The organism is Streptomyces sp. NPDC091209, assembly GCF_044757755.1.
In the GTDB taxonomy this organism is placed as follows: Bacteria; Actinomycetota; Actinomycetes; order Streptomycetales; family Streptomycetaceae; genus Streptomyces.
The window spans coordinates 1,510,273-1,524,508 of the sequence record NZ_JBIVVR010000001.1; the positions used below are offsets into that span (position 1 = coordinate 1,510,273).

Annotated in this window: 11 protein-coding genes; 1 reads left to right on the forward strand and 10 read right to left on the reverse strand. The window is 70.8% G+C overall.

The features are described from left to right. Positions 1 to 299: 299 nt before the first annotated feature. The 8 genes from ACIQRL_RS06595 to ACIQRL_RS06630 all read right to left on the reverse strand — a co-directional run bounded on the left by ACIQRL_RS06595 (position 300) and on the right by ACIQRL_RS06630 (position 10,448). Entirely contained in the window at positions 300 to 1,733 is a 1,434-nt protein-coding gene (locus ACIQRL_RS06595; RefSeq protein WP_401327771.1) for an NAD-dependent malic enzyme, read from the reverse strand. A 530-nt stretch (positions 1,734 to 2,263) separates the two neighbouring features. Beyond that, a complete protein-coding gene (locus ACIQRL_RS06600; protein WP_401327773.1) occupies positions 2,264 to 4,654 on the reverse strand; it encodes a HelD family protein in 2,391 nt (796 codons plus the stop codon). 83 nt (positions 4,655 to 4,737) lie between these two features. Further along, on the reverse strand, positions 4,738 to 5,520 hold the full coding sequence (locus tag ACIQRL_RS06605) for an anti-sigma factor family protein (RefSeq protein ID WP_401327776.1): 783 nt from the start codon (positions 5,518 to 5,520) through the stop codon (positions 4,738 to 4,740). A 38-nt stretch (positions 5,521 to 5,558) separates the two neighbouring features. Next, positions 5,559 to 6,089, reverse strand: coding sequence for a sigma-70 family RNA polymerase sigma factor (locus ACIQRL_RS06610; RefSeq protein ID WP_037619265.1), 531 nt, complete (start codon positions 6,087 to 6,089; stop codon positions 5,559 to 5,561). 225 nt (positions 6,090 to 6,314) lie between these two features. After that, complete coding sequence (locus ACIQRL_RS06615) at positions 6,315 to 6,902, reverse strand: CGNR zinc finger domain-containing protein (protein WP_401327779.1); 588 nt, start codon at positions 6,900 to 6,902, stop codon at positions 6,315 to 6,317. A gap of 247 nt (positions 6,903 to 7,149) precedes the next feature. After that, positions 7,150 to 8,301 (reverse strand): uroporphyrinogen-III synthase, encoded by a 1,152-nt coding sequence (locus ACIQRL_RS06620; protein WP_401327781.1) that lies wholly within the window; start codon positions 8,299 to 8,301, stop codon positions 7,150 to 7,152. A 122-nt stretch (positions 8,302 to 8,423) separates the two neighbouring features. Then, positions 8,424 to 9,806 carry a nitrate/nitrite transporter gene (locus tag ACIQRL_RS06625; protein WP_401327783.1) on the reverse strand — a complete coding sequence of 461 codons (1,383 nt, stop codon included), beginning with the start codon at positions 9,804 to 9,806 and terminating at the stop codon, positions 8,424 to 8,426. Between the two features lie 246 nt (positions 9,807 to 10,052). Beyond that, on the reverse strand, positions 10,053 to 10,448 hold the full coding sequence (locus tag ACIQRL_RS06630) for an SgcJ/EcaC family oxidoreductase (protein ID WP_401327786.1): 396 nt from the start codon (positions 10,446 to 10,448) through the stop codon (positions 10,053 to 10,055). 339 nt (positions 10,449 to 10,787) lie between these two features. Here ACIQRL_RS06630 and ACIQRL_RS06635 point away from each other — a divergent pair, with 339 nt between their 5' ends. Then, entirely contained in the window at positions 10,788 to 11,918 is a 1,131-nt protein-coding gene (locus ACIQRL_RS06635) for a sigma-70 family RNA polymerase sigma factor (protein WP_401327789.1), read from the forward strand. 7 nt (positions 11,919 to 11,925) lie between these two features. Here the strand turns inward: ACIQRL_RS06635 and ACIQRL_RS06640 are convergent, their stop codons facing one another. Further along, entirely contained in the window at positions 11,926 to 13,041 is a 1,116-nt protein-coding gene (locus tag ACIQRL_RS06640; RefSeq protein WP_401327791.1) for a hypothetical protein, read from the reverse strand. Positions 13,042 to 13,230: 189 nt separating this feature from the next. Then, a complete protein-coding gene (locus tag ACIQRL_RS06645; protein ID WP_401328152.1) occupies positions 13,231 to 14,232 on the reverse strand; it encodes a hypothetical protein in 1,002 nt (333 codons plus the stop codon). Between the last annotated feature and the right edge of the window lie 4 nt (positions 14,233 to 14,236).

Consider the following 14,236-nt stretch of genomic DNA (forward strand, 5'->3'; position numbering starts at 1 on the left):
GATGCTGCCAGGGTCCTCGGTCGGCCCCCGGACCCGGGTCCGTAGCCAGACCGTCGCGCCCGAAGACGCATCCTGCCCCCACCTGCGGCGGGAAAGCCAATCCGGCACCCCTGGGAGTCACACGAACACCCTTGGGGGTCACACGAAGAGGCCCTGCGAGGCCTGAGCCTGGCCGCCACCCTAGAGGCGGCCACTGGCCCCGCGTTCCGCGACGCGCCGGGTTCCGGGCGGTCGTGGCGCCCGTCACAGACGGGAAGACGACCGCCGTGACACGGGCGCGGGGCCCTGCTCGACCCGTGCTAGACGGTCGCGTTGGCCGCGTCCGCCGCCCCCGCCGCCTTCGCCGCGTCACGCACCGCTCCGGCGACCGCGCCCGCGACCTTGTCGTTGAAGACGCTGGGGATGATGTAGTTCGGGTTGAGCTCGTCCTCGGTCACCACGCTCGCGAGGGCGGTCGCGGCGGCCAGCATCATCTCCGTGTTGACGGTACGCGACTGCGCGTCCAGGAGGCCGCGGAAGACGCCCGGGAACACCAGCACGTTGTTGATCTGGTTGGGGAAGTCGGAGCGGCCGGTGGCCACAACTGCCGCCGTCAGGCGGGCGATTGCCGGGTCGACCTCGGGGTCGGGGTTCGCGAGCGCGAACACGATGGCGTTCTCCGCCATGGCGGCCACGTCGTCGCCGTCGATCACGTTCGGGGCGGAGACGCCGATGAACACGTCGGCGTCGCGCACCGCTTCCTTCAACGTGCCCGTGAGACCTTCGGGGTTGGTGTTGTCGGCGATCCAGCGCAGCGGCGAGTCCGTGGCGGCGTCGACGAGATCGGCGCGGTCCGCGTGCACGACACCGTGGATGTCGGCGACGACGGCGTTCTTCACCCCCGCGGCGATCAGCAGCTTGAGGATGGCCGTACCGGCGGCGCCCGCACCCGACATGACGACCCTGATGTCGCCGATCGCCTTGCCGGCGACGCGCAGCGCGTTGGTCAGGGCGGCGAGAACGACGATCGCCGTGCCGTGCTGGTCGTCGTGGAAGACCGGGATGTCGAGGGCCTCGCGCAGCCGGGCCTCGATCTCGAAGCAGCGGGGTGCGGAGATGTCCTCCAGGTTGATGCCCGCGAAGCCGGGGGCGATCGCCTTCACGATCTCGACGATCGCGTCGGTGTCCTGGGTGTCCAGGCACAGCGGCCAGGCGTCGATGCCGGCGAAGCGCTTGAACAGGGCCGCCTTGCCCTCCATGACGGGCAGCGCGGCCATCGGGCCGATGTTGCCGAGGCCCAGCACGGCGGAGCCGTCCGTCACGACCGCAACGGAGTTGCGCTTGATCGTGAGGCGGCGGGCGTCCTCGGGGTTCTCGGCGATCGCCATGCACACCCGGGCCACTCCGGGGGTGTAGATCATGGAGAGGTCGTCACGGTTGCGGATCGGGTGCTTGGACTGCATCTCGATCTTGCCGCCGAGGTGCATGAGGAACGTACGGTCGGAGACCTTGCCGAGGGTGACGCCCTCGATGTGCCGCAGCTGCTCGACGATCTCCTCGGCGTGCGCGGTGGACGTCGCCGCGATGGTGACGTCGATCCGGAGCTTCTCGTGGCCGGAGGCCGTCACGTCGAGGCCGGTCACCGAGCCTCCGTGGGACTCCACGGCCGTGGTGAGCTGGGAGACCGCGGTTCCGCTCGCGGGCACCTCCAGCCGGACCGTCATCGAGTAGGAGACGCTGGGCGCCGTTGCCATGGCCGACTTCCTCTGCTTTCACCGTGTCACTGCTTTGTGCCGTCCGATCGTCGCACCTACCCCTGGGTACGTGGTAGTCGCCCCGGATTGCGAACGTTTTGTTCGCCAGGGTGCGCGGTTTCGGAAAACAGTTTCCACTCTACGAGAGTGGGCGGGACAACGAAAGAGGCCCACGTCACGGATGACGTGGGCCTCTTCAGGTCCTTCGGTGAAGGACGACGTTCAATGACACCGACCCGCCATGCTCGCCTCGCGGCAAGTGGTCGCTCGTAGCGACGAAGGTTGGGCCCGGGGGCTTGGATCGGGTCGGTGCCACGTCCAAGGTAACAAAGGATTCCCGTAAGGCAATTCCCGTCCCGAGAGTTCTTTTCGGCCGGGACGGGATGCGGGGGCGACGGGCCGCCCCGGCCCGGGGACCGGACCGGGGCGGCCCGTGGGCCGGACGGGGGAACGGGGAACGGGGACGGCGTCGGTCCGGCACGACCTCCGCCGGTCCCGCCGGAGGTCGTGCCGGTCCCGCCGGAGATCCGTCAGTCCCGCAGGAGGTCGGGGACTCCGTTCGGGTCGGGCTCGTCCCGGTCGCTGGAGACGACGGTGAGCTGCTGTGTGGCCCGGGTCAGGGCGACGTACAGGACACGCAGTCCGGCGGGCGACTCGTCCGCGATCTCCGCGGGCGACACGACCACCGTGGCGTCGTACTCCAGCCCCTTGGCCTCCAGGCTTCCCAGGGCCACCACGCGGTCCCCGAGTCCGGCGAGCCAGCGGGCGGCCTCCTCGCGCCGGTTCATGGCGACGACGACGCCCACGGTGCCGTCGACCCGGTCGAGGAGATGCGCCGCCTCGGCACGCACGGTCTGCGCGAGGGAGTCCCGTACGACCGCGAACCGGGGCTCGACGCCCGTGGACCGTACGGCGGACGGCGACTCCGAACCCGGCATGGCGAGGGCGAGGACCTTGGCGGCCAGCTCGGCGATCTCCGCCGGGTTGCGGTAGTTGACGGTGAGGGTGAAGCGGCGCCGGGGACGGGTGCCGAGCGCCTCGTCACGGGCCTCCGCCGCCTCGTCGGGGTCGGACCAGGAGGACTGGGCCGGGTCGCCCACGACCGTCCAGGTGGCGTGCCGGCCGCGGCGGCCGACCATCCGCCACTGCATGGGCGTGAGGTCCTGCGCCTCGTCGACGATGACGTGCGCGTACTCGGTCCGCTCCTGCGCGAGGCGCTCGGCGCGTTCGCGCTGCGTCTCCTCGCGCTGGGGCATGAGCTCCTCGAGACCCGTGAGGTGGGCCAGCGGGTCCACATCGCGCCGCTTCCTGGGGCGGGCGGGCGCACCGACGATCGCCTCGAGCTCGTCGAGCATCGCCACGTCGTGCACCGAGAACCCGTCCCGCTTGAGCGAGCGCGCCACCCGGCGGACCTCGCCGGGGTTGAGGATCCGGCGGGCCCAGCGCCCGAGCCGTCGCTCGTCGGCCATGGCGGCCAGCACCCCGCGCGGGGTCAGCTCCGGCCACCAGGCGTCCAGGAACGCCAGGAAGCTGTCCTCGGAGGTGACGTCCTCGTCGAACGAGGAGCGCAGCTCGGCGGCCAGCTCCGGGTCCGCGTGCCGGGTCCCGGCGCCCGACCGCGCCCACAGCGCGTCCAGCAGCAGCCTGCGGGCGCGCGGACGCAGCAGGTTGACCGGCGCGGTCCCGCTGAGCGCGTTGTGCTTGATGCGGTCCAGCTCGGCGGACTCCAGCTCGAGACGGCGCCCGAAGGCGACGACCCGCAGCCGGGTGGGGGGACCCGTGGGGGCCTCGTCCGGCTCCCCGAGGGCGAGCTGGCCGGAATTCCCCCTGGAGACGCCGGCCGGCGTCTCCAGGGCCCCGCGCGCCGCCTTCCGCAGCACCCTCAGCATCCGGTAGGAGCCCTTGGCGCGGGCCACCGCCGGGGAGTCGTACAGCGTGGCGCCCACGCCGTCGACGAGCGAACCGATCGCGCGGATCGCGACCTGCCCCTCCTCGCCGAGCGAGGGCAGCACGCCCTCGGTGTAGGCGACGAGCAGCGGGGTCGGGGAGACGATCAGGATGCCGCCCGCGTACCGGCGTCGGTCCTGGTAGAGCAGGTAGGCGGCCCGGTGCAGGGCCACCGCCGTCTTGCCGGTGCCGGGGCCGCCCTCGACATAGGTCACGGACGCGGCGGGCGCGCGGATCACCATGTCCTGCTCGGCCTGGATGGACGCCACGATGTCGCGCATGGTGTGACTGCGGGCCTGCCCGAGCGCGGCCATGAGCGCGCCGTCGCCGATGACGGGGAGCTCGTGGCCGTCGAGGGAGGCCGTCACCTCCGGGCGCATCAGGTCGTCCTCCACGCCCAGGACCCTGCGGCCCTTGGAGCGGATGACCCGGCGGCGTACGACCCGGCCGGGGTCGACCGGGGTGGAGCGGTAGAACGGGGCCGCGGCGGGCGCCCGCCAGTCGATCACCAGCGGCGCGTAGTCGGCGTCCAGGACGCCGATACGGCCGATGTGGAGCGTCTCCGCGATGTCCGCCGTGTTGTCCTCGCGGACCGCGCCGTCGGCGGGTTCGACCGCCGTGTAGGCGCCGTCGGGACCCTTCGTGCCGTCCTTCCCGCGGACCAGGTCGATCCGGCCGAAGAGAAAGTCCTCGAACTCGTTGTTGAGACGGTTGAGGTGGATTCCCGCGCGGAACACCTGGGCGTCCCGCTCGGCGAGCGCCCCCGGTGTCCCGACGTGACCGCGCTGGGCGGCGTCGTGCATCAGGAACTCGGCCTCGTGGATCTTCTCCTCGAGGCGCCGGTAGACCCGGTCCAGATGCTGCTGTTCGACGCCGATCTCACGGTCCCGTACGGAGTCGTCCTTGACGGATTCGTCCGGTACGGAAACGTGGACCGAGCCGAGCGCGGTTTCCTGCTGAGCCTGAGCGGCCACCGGGCCCCCTTCTGACGTGCTGGGCAGCCGTCAACCGTACGCGAAGGGAGGCCGGTGAGGCTACGTGCGCGCCCGGAGTCCGCTCACGCGTTCACCTCGACCAGTCGCTTCCCCTCGAAGGTCATGACCTCGAAGTGATCGATCTGGTTCGGTGTGAAGGCCGCGCCGCCGTGCACGTACAGCGGCTGCTTGGCCTCCGCGTTGTTCGTGTTGGACAGCCCGTAACCACGGTCCGGAACCGCCCAGGAGGTCACCGTCTCACGTTCGCCGTTCTTGCCGACGGCGATCAGGGAGCACTTCAGCGGGCCCTTGACGTTCTTGAGCTGGAGGACGGCGTGGGTGCCCCAGTCCTTCGGCTCGATGGCGACGACGGCGTTGACCTTGGTCTTCGGGTCCGTGGCCTCCGACTTGTCCGTCATGACGTCGAAGGCGGCCTTGGCCGGGCTGGTGGCCATCGCCTGCGGCGTGTTCGTGCCGGTGTCGCTGCCGCCGTTGACCGCCATGACGGTCAGCGGACCGCCGATGATCAGCGCGGCCGCGGCCGCCACCAGGTACATGCCGCGCCGACGCTTCTGGGCGCGCCGCGACGAGACCTCGTCGACCAGGCGCTCCGCGAGCCGTGGGCTCGGGCGGGCCGAGAGGGACTCCGCGATGGCCGGGCTGCCCTGCGAGGCGGGCAGGTCGGCGAGGGCGGCGAGCATCGGCTCCATCCCGGCGAGCTCGTCGAGCTGCTGCCCGCACCACTCGCAGGAGGCGAGATGCTCCTCGAAGGCGGTCGCCTCCGCGTCGTCGAGAATGCCGAGGGCGTAGGCGCCGACAGTCTCGTGGATGTCCCCGGACCCTTGCTGTCCTCTTGGACCTTGCATGGCTCCCGGACCACCTGTTCCGTAACCCCCGTACGTGTTCATGCCGTCACCCCCCGCTCCTCCAGCGCAAGCTTCATCGACCGCAGGGCGTAGAAAACCCGTGAGCGCACAGTGCCGCTGGGAATGCCGAGCGTTTCGGCCGCCTCATTGACGGTACGCCCTTTGAAGTATGTTTCGACCAGTACTTCCCTGTGAGCAGGGGTCAGGTCGTCCAGCGCGTCCGACAGTGTCATCAGCCACAACGCCTTGTCGATCTCGTCCTCCGCGGGGATGACCTCCAGCGGCGACGGGTCGACCTCCTGCGGCCGGGCCTGCCGACTGCGGTGGCCGTCGATGACGATGCGTCGGGCGACCGTCACCAGCCAGGGGCGTACCGAACCGGTCGCTCGATTGAGCTGGCCGGCGTTCTTCCAGGCACGGATGAGTGTTTCCTGCACAACGTCCTCGGCGCGCTGCCGGTCTCCGGCGACCAGGCGCAGCACGTAGGCCAGCAAGGGCCCCGCGTGTTCCCTGTACAGCGCACGCATCAGCTCCTCGTCGGGTTCGGTCGACGAAGACTGCTGAGACATGCGATGTCGGGCCCTTGGCCTGTGTTCATCAGCCACGGCTGAATCCTTGCGCACGCCTACCTCCGGTGTCCGGGGGTTCCCCCAGTCGGTCGCTCATCACCGGGTACGTGTGCAGGTACGCGGGTGTTCAAAGTGTTCAGGGTTTTTTCTGTTGAAGATGTGTAGACAGCGAAAAGAATGCGTATCGATCACCTCGAGTCACTGGAACATCACGTACAGGTGTGATCAGGCGCGTGCCAGAGCCGCTCGCCGCCGATGCCGGGCAACTCGCTCCCGATTGCCGCACACCTCGCTGGAACACCAGCGCCGGCGCCGCCCCCGCGAGGTGTCGAGGTAGACGATCGGGCAGTTGTCACCCTCACACTGTCTCAGACTCGCCCGCGCCCGTGGGTCGGTGAGCAGATCGAGGGCGTCCCGGGCCACCACGGAGAGCAGTTCGGCACAGTTCGGCGGGGTGCGCAGCCCGCGGCACAGCGAGCCGTCGCCGACGCGGACGGCCCAAGGGGCGGGCGGCGCGGCGAGGGCGGCGGTGTTGACGCGGGCGAGCGCGCTGTCCGCGGGCCGCCCGTCCAGTTCACCGCGCACCAACTGGGCGATATGTCCGCGCAGTTCCCGGAAGCCGGGCAGCCAGGCGTCCTCCACGACGGCCGGCGGGGTGCTCGCGGGCACCAGCCCGGAGGCGATGACCCAGGCGCGCAACCGGGTGGCCGAGTCGAGGCGTTCCTCGGGATGGGTGGTCGCCGTCAGGTCCAGGCAGATCCGCCCGGAGTCGAACCGCAGCTCGTACGAGGCTGTGGCCATGCCCGATGCCATGCGCCTGTCACCGCCTTGGGGTCACCTGCCGTCGTACCCCCTACAGTGCATGCCCCGGCGCTCCGCCGGAAGAGTCAGCACCGGCCCCGTACCGGACGCGTACCGGATGTACGCCGGACATGCGCCGGGCGGGAGTTCGGAACGGCCCCGCCGGCAGCGCGGCGGCGGCCCGTCCCGCCCGTGTCCGGTACCGGTACCGGTACCGAAGCCGGAGCCGGTACCGGAGCCGGTTCCGGTACCGACGGCCTCAGACGTCGGCGTACTTGGAGTCCGCGGCCGGGTCGAGCGCGAGCCGGTAGCCCCGCTTGACGACCGTCTGGATCAGCTTGGGCGAGCCAAGTGCCGTACGGAGCCTGGCCATCGCGGTCTCGACGGCGTGCTCGTCACGGCCGGAACCGGGCAGCGCGCGCAGCAGTTCGGCCCGCGCCACCACCCAGCCCGGCCGTCGCGCGAGGGCCCGCAGCAGCGACATACCGGCCGGCGGCACGGGCCGCAGCGCCCCGTCCACCAGCACCGCGTGGCCGCGGATCTCCACCCGGTACCCGGCGACGGGCAACGCCCGTGCGCGGCCCGGCAGTTCCTGGCAGAGAAGCTGTACGAGGGGGCCGAGCCGGAAGCGTTCGGGCTGGACGGTGTCGATGCCGTGGGCCTGCAACGGCAGCGCGGTGACCGGGCCGACGCAGGCGGGCAGGACGTCATGGTGCAGTGCGGCCAGGAGTTCGGGGCGCAGGCCCCGGGCCTCGGCCCTGGACAGCAGGGAGGCGGCGGCGGGTGCGCTGGTGAAGGTGAGCGCGTCCAGGCCGCGGGTGAGGGCCGCGTCGAGCAGCCGGTCGACCGGCCCGATGTCCTCCGGCGGCATCCACCGGTACACGGGCACGGGGACGACCTCGGCCCCGGCGGCGCGCAGCGACTCCACGAACCCGGGCAGCGGTTCACCGTGCAGTTGTACGGCGATACGGCGGCCGTCGACGCCCTCTTCGAGCAGCCGGTCGAGCACTTCGGCCATCGACTCGGAGGACGGCGACCACTCCTCGGTCAGCCCCTGGGCCCGGACGGCGCCCTTGACCTTCGGCCCGCGGGCGAGCAGTTCCACGCCCCGCAGCCGCGCGAGCAGTGCCTCGCCGAGGCCCCAGCCGTCGGCGGCCTCGACCCACCCGCGGAAACCGATGGCGGTGGTGGCCACCACCACGTCCGGCGCGGCGTCGATCAACTCCTTGGTCGCGGCGAGCAGTTCACCGTCGTCGGCGAGAGGCACGATCCGCAGGGCCGGCGCGTGCACGACGGTGGCCCCGCGCCGCTGGAGCAGCGCGCCGAGCTCGTCGGCCCTGCGCGCGGCGGTCACCCCCACGGTGAACCCGGAGAGAGGGCCGTGGTCGGGTCGCTGCTGTTCGTCGTACATGGCTCTCGTCTCGCGCTCGTCGAGTCGTCGTACGGGTCAGTGCTGTCGTACGTCCGCGGCGGATCCGAGCCTGTCAACGGACCGTGACAGGCTCGGATCAAGGTGATGTCGGACGTGTTACGTCACACCTCGGCGTAACTGAGCCGGGAGTTCGCCCCGGCGGTGACACTCGCGTGGGTCTCGGCGGCGGCCGGGCGGCGAAGGTATACGGCCCAGGTGACCCCGAAGGCGACCGCGTAGAAGGCGAGGAAGACGACGAAGGCGCCGGTGCCGGAGCCGGAGTCGAGGAACGACTGCCGGAAGGCGAGGTTGATGCCGACACCGCCGAGCGCGCCCACCGCGCCGATGAGCCCCATGGCGGCACCGGAGAGCCGGCGTCCGTGCCGGGCGGCCTCGTCCCCTTCGAGCCCGGCGTCCAGGGCCTTCTTCTGGAAGATGCCGGGGATCATCTTGTACGTCGACCCGTTGCCGAGCCCGCTGAGCACGAAGAGGACCACGAAGGCGGCGACGAACAGGGGCAGCGACTTCTCGCTGCTCGCGACGACGAGGATTCCGGTCGCGACGGCCATGGCCACGAAGTTCCACAGGGTGATCCTGGCGCCGCCGTAGCGGTCGGCGAGCCATCCTCCGACGGGCCGGATCAGCGAGCCGAGCAGCGGGCCGATGAAGGTGAGATAGGCGGCCTGGAGCGGCGTACGCCCGAACTCGACCTGCAGCACCTGCCCGAAGGCGAAGGCGTAGCCGATGAACGACCCGAAGGTGCCGATGTACAGGAACGCCATGATCCAGGTGTGCGCGTCCTTCGCGGCGTCCAGGGCGGCGCCGGTGTCGTTCTTCACGGAGGCGATGTTGTCCATGAACAGGGCGGCGAGGACGGCGGCCACGACGATGAGCGGGATGTAGATCCCGAGGAGCACCCTCGGCCCGCCGCTCGCCCCGATGATGGCGAGCGCCACCAACTGGATGACGGGGACGCCGATGTTGCCGCCGCCCGCGTTGAGGCCGAGTGCCCAGCCCTTCTTCCGCAGCGGGAAGAAGGCATTGATGTTGGTCATGCTGGAGGCGAAGTTGCCGCCGCCGATACCGGCCAGCAGACCCACCACGAGGAAGGTGGTGAACGAGGTGCCCGGCTTCATCACCACGAACGCGGCGACGGTCGGCACGAGCAGCAGACTCGCGGACAGGACGGTCCAGTTCCGGCCACCGAAGAGCGCGACGGCGAAGGTGTAGGGCACCCGCGCGACCGCGCCGACCAGCGTCACCATCGAGGTGAGCAGGAACTTGTCGGCCGGGGTGAGCCCGTACTCCGGTCCCATGAACAGGACCATCACCGACCAGAGGGTCCAGACGGAGAACCCGATGTGCTCGGACAGCACGGAGAAGAGCAGGTTCCGGCGGGCGACCTTCTCCCCCTTCTCCGCCCAGAAGGCCTCGTCCTCCGGATCCCACTCCTCGATCCAGCGACCGCCCCGCGCAGGGGCCGTACTCGTGGCTGGGGCAGTCATCTCGCGCCTCCGTTGGGTTCTGCGGGCTTAATGGGCTGCCGTTCCGGCTGCTGTTTCCCGAAGGTAGGGAGGACGCGTTTCCGCGCTGTGGCTGTGGGTGACCGGAAGGGAACGTTGCTCTCACCCGGTCCCGGACCCGGCGGTGAGGACGGGGTGGGACCGGGTGAGAGGCGTCCGGGCCGGGAGGGCGCCGGATGAGCGGCGGCCGGGCCGGGGCCGGGCGGGGCGCCCGTCAGACGGCGGTGCTCAGACGGCGGCGTTGTGGTACGAGGTGATGGCCCAGGTCCCGGCGGCGGGATCGCGGACGAGTACCCAGGTCGCACGGTGGTGCCGGTCCGCGGGCACTTCACTGTCACCGGCCAGCAGAATCCCGGCCTCGCTGACGACGACGGCGGTGTCGGGACGCGGGAAGCGGATCCTCCGGGGCTCGTCGAGCGGCCGGGAACCCTTCAGCGGTCCCTCGAACCCGGCCGCGATGTAGGCACGGATCTCCTCCCGCCCGTCGTTGAAGACGCCCGGCATCACGACCGTCGCGTCCTCGGTGTAGAGCTCGGCGAACGCGTCGGCGTCGTAGTCCGCCCAGGCGGAGTACAGACGGTCGAGGACGGCGCGGATGTCCTGGGTGTCGTCGGTGGCGTTCATGGTGATCCTTCTCCTCGGACTGGTCCGGATTGCTTCGGTGCCGGTACGTACCTCCGCGGACGCCGGAACTCATCGGAGCCGGGCCGATGAGTTCCGGCCGGCCCGGAGGTATGTACCGGTGAACGAGGCGGCCCGAAGTCCGGTCCATGGGGCCGAGCCTCCGAGGTGCGCAGGTACGCAGGTACGCAGGTGCGGGGGGTGTAGGAGTGCGGGTGCCGGGTGCGGGTGCGGGTGCCGGAGTGAGGGTGCGGGGGTCCAGAGGTGCAGGGTTCAGAGGTGCAGGGTCCAGAGGTGCAGGGTCCAGAGGTACCGACCAGCAGAGGAGCCGAGGGGCAGACCATGGAGACGCCTGATGACGACGGGGACCGTGGCGACGGGGACCGAGACGACCGGGGTCACGACGACGGGGGCGGCGGCCGGGACGGCCATGACGAACCGGGCCACGACGGCAGGGGCGGTGACGACCGGGGCCGTGACGACGGCCGCGAAGGCTTCGAGGAACGGACGGCCCCCTACCGCCGCGAGCTGCTGACCCACTGCTACCGGATGCTCGGCTCGGTGCACGAGGCCGAGGACCTGGTGCAGGAGACGATGCTGCGGGCCTGGCTCGCGTACGACCGTTACGACGCCGCCCGCGCGTCCCTGCGCACCTGGCTGTACCGCATCGCCACCAACACGTGTCTGACCGCCCTGCGCGGCCGCGCCCGCCGACCCCTGCCGTCGGGTCTGGTCGGCGCGCTGGAGGATCCGGGGGCGCCGATGACGCTCGGGGCGGAGGTGCCGTGGCTGGAACCGTTCCCGGACGGGGGCGCGACCGGGCTCTCCTTCGGCGCCGGGGCCGCGGCCGGGGATCCCGCGGGTGTGGTCGTCGCCCGGGGCAGCCTGCGCCTCGCGCTGATCGCCGCGATGCAGTTGCTGCCCCCGCGCCAGCGGGCGGTCCTCATCCTGCGTGACGTACTGGCCTGGCCGGCGATCGAGGTCGCCGAGGCCCTCGGCACGTCGACCGCCTCCGTGAACAGCGCGCTCCAACGGGCCCGCGCGCGGCTCGGTGAGGCCGGCCTGACGGAGGACGAGGTGACGGAACCGCCGGACCACGAGCAGCGCGCGGTGATCGACCGCTATCTGCGCGCCTTCGAGGACGCCGACCTCGACACCCTGCGCACCCTGCTCACCCAGGACGTCGTCCTGGAGATGCCCCCGGTCCTCAACTGGTACGTCGGCCCCGACGCCTATGTCGCCTTCATCGCCCGTGTCTTCGCGATGCGCGGTACGGACTGGCGCCTGCGTCCCACCTCGGCGAACGGACAGCCCGCGCTGGCGGCCTACGTCCGCGCCCCGGGCGACGACCGGCACCGCCTCCACACCCTGCAGGTCTTCACGGCGGAGCGCGGAGCGGTGAGCCACACGGTGGTCTTCCAACTCCCCACGGTGTTCACGGCGTTCGGACTGCCGGAGGTGTGGAAGGAGTAGACACGCGTTACTGCTGCGGGGGTTGGGGTTGGGGGTGACTCGGCTTCGGGTTGGGCTCGGGGGGTTGCGGTACGGGACCGGGCTGGGCGGCATACGGATTGCCGGGGCCGCCCGGGACGGCAGCCGCCGGGGGCCGCCGACTGTAGGGGCCGGGAACCGGGGAGCCGTAGGAACCCGGAGCCGGGGGGTGGGACGACGACTGAACGGGAGTCCACCCCGGGGCATGAGGCTGGGGCTGGTGGGGCTGGGCGTGAGCCTGGACCGGTGCTTGAACAGGGCCGACGTACGGTGGCTGAGCCTGAACCGGGGCCTGCGGAGCTTGGCCGAAGGACGGGGCCGGGGCCGGGGCCGGGGGGGCATAGGCCGGCTGGCCGGAGTACGAGGGCGGAGCCTGACCGAAGGACGGGGCCGGGGCCTGGGGGGCCTGCGGAGCCTGACCGGAGTAGGGGGCTGAGGCCTGGGGGGAGTACGCCACCTGACCCGCGTACGGGGTGTAGGGGCCGTACGGGCCGGTCGGCAGGCCGCCGTAACCCGCACCCGGCGGCAGATACCGCACCCGTCCGCCCTCCTCCGTCACGGGCGCGAACCCCGCGGCCCGCAGCAACGCAGCGAACTTGGCGTTGCGCTTGCGCGTGACGACGAGACCGACACCGAGGACGACCATCAGCACGGCCCACAGGACACCGGCCACCGTGAAGGCGCCGGAACTCCCGCCCGCCCGTACTCCGAGGACCACGCACCCGACGCTGAGACCGACCGCCGCGTACACCATCCGCTTCTCGGCGTTCTTGCCGGTGAGGTCGAAGTTGATACGGGCCTTGAGGAGTTCCATCGCGTCAGGGACGACGGGCGGCAACGACACCCCGTCGCCGGCCTGCGGATACTGCGCCCGGTTCTGCGCGGCACGCGCCTGAGCCTGCGGGCCGGGGTCGGGCACGATGAGCATCGTGAGGGCGTTGTTGCGGCCGCTGCCCTTCCGTACGTCCGCGTACTCGTAGCCGAACTGCTGGGCGATGAAGGCGAGTCGGGCCAGTTTCTTCACCGAAGCCATGGGACTCGTGAGCTGCACCGCTTGCCCCGCGGCCATCAGCCGGAACATCTTCCGGATCTGCCGTTTACCCACGCCGCCCCCAACTCCCCACGGAACACGCCCGTTCACACCAGCAACCACTCCACCCTTTCACGCACCCGTCCCCCGCAGAACACCCGAGCCATCCGATTTACCGGCACTTGACCCGACTTTGCCAGGGGCGGCGAAACGCGGGTGTGCCGCCGTCGTCGGCGTCGTCCAGGCGGTCGATCCGGGCGGGACTCAGCGGTTGATGGACTGGATCTCTTGCACGACGACGTCCTGGTCCGCGCCGAAGGCGCCGTCCGGCAGGTCCCGCGGTACTGCCACACCGGTGCCCGTCCAGTGGATCTTCCAGGTGATCGTCGCCCGCAACTTGTACGAGCCGTCACCCGAGGAACGCAGATACTTCACCCCACACGGAGGCGTCTCCTCGGCCTTGCCCTTCGCGAACGCCTCACCGATACGATCACCGGCCAACTCACAGACACCCGACGCCGGATACGTCTCCGCATCCGCCGTCCCAGGCTCGATCCTCAACGAGAACGGCTCCGCCGTCGTCGTCGCCGTCACCCCCAGCAAAGGCACCGACGCCGTCACCGACACCGGCCTGAACTGCGCCGCGTCCAGCCACGCCCACGTCGGCAGATTCACCTTCGTCGTCCCCGCCGGCGCCAGATTCACCTTCGTCGAAGGCACCCGTATCTCCGCATACGCAAGCTGCGCCAACACCTGCGGAGTGACCGCCTGCGGGATATTCGCCGGCGGAGCCGCACCCGTATCGACCCAGAAGACGTCCTTGGTGCAGTCCAGCGCACCCGGGTCGCCTTCGCGACCTTCAGCGACGTACGAATCCCACCAGTACCCGTTGCCGGCCTTGTCCTTGTTGAAATCCTTGTACGGATGTCCGTTCACATACTTGTCGCGCTGCTCCGCGTCCCACTGAGGACCCGTCGAGTCGACTCCCCAGATCGACTCCTTGTACGTCTGCAGCGCGGCGGGCGTGTACTTCGGGGCGTAATAGCAGGCAGGCGGAGTCCAATCACCCGAAGCAGGGGCCACCGAACCGACAGAGTCACCCGACCCGTTCTTCGAACGATCGAAGACCACAGCACCCGCAGTCGCGGAGACCTTCTGGTCCTTGTGGCCGCCGTCCACCTGCGTCTCGGAACCTGTGCCCTTACCGCCCGGGACAAGGTCCGCCCAAGCGTCCGAGGCGTTTCCGAGCACCAGAACGCTCGCCAACAGA

Coding starts and splice junctions, on each gene's coding strand:
- ACIQRL_RS06610 (WP_037619265.1), bottom strand. CDS start 6,089: ATGTCTCAGCAGTCTTCGTCGACCGAACCCGACGAGGAGCTGATGCGT.
- ACIQRL_RS06615 (WP_401327779.1), bottom strand. CDS start 6,902: ATGGCATCGGGCATGGCCACAGCCTCGTACGAGCTGCGGTTCGACTCC.
- ACIQRL_RS06635 (WP_401327789.1), top strand. CDS start 10,788: ATGGAGACGCCTGATGACGACGGGGACCGTGGCGACGGGGACCGAGAC.
- ACIQRL_RS06620 (WP_401327781.1), bottom strand. CDS start 8,301: ATGTACGACGAACAGCAGCGACCCGACCACGGCCCTCTCTCCGGGTTC.
- ACIQRL_RS06605 (WP_401327776.1), bottom strand. CDS start 5,520: ATGCAAGGTCCAAGAGGACAGCAAGGGTCCGGGGACATCCACGAGACT.
- ACIQRL_RS06595 (WP_401327771.1), bottom strand. CDS start 1,733: ATGGCAACGGCGCCCAGCGTCTCCTACTCGATGACGGTCCGGCTGGAG.
- ACIQRL_RS06625 (WP_401327783.1), bottom strand. CDS start 9,806: ATGACTGCCCCAGCCACGAGTACGGCCCCTGCGCGGGGCGGTCGCTGG.
- ACIQRL_RS06630 (WP_401327786.1), bottom strand. CDS start 10,448: ATGAACGCCACCGACGACACCCAGGACATCCGCGCCGTCCTCGACCGT.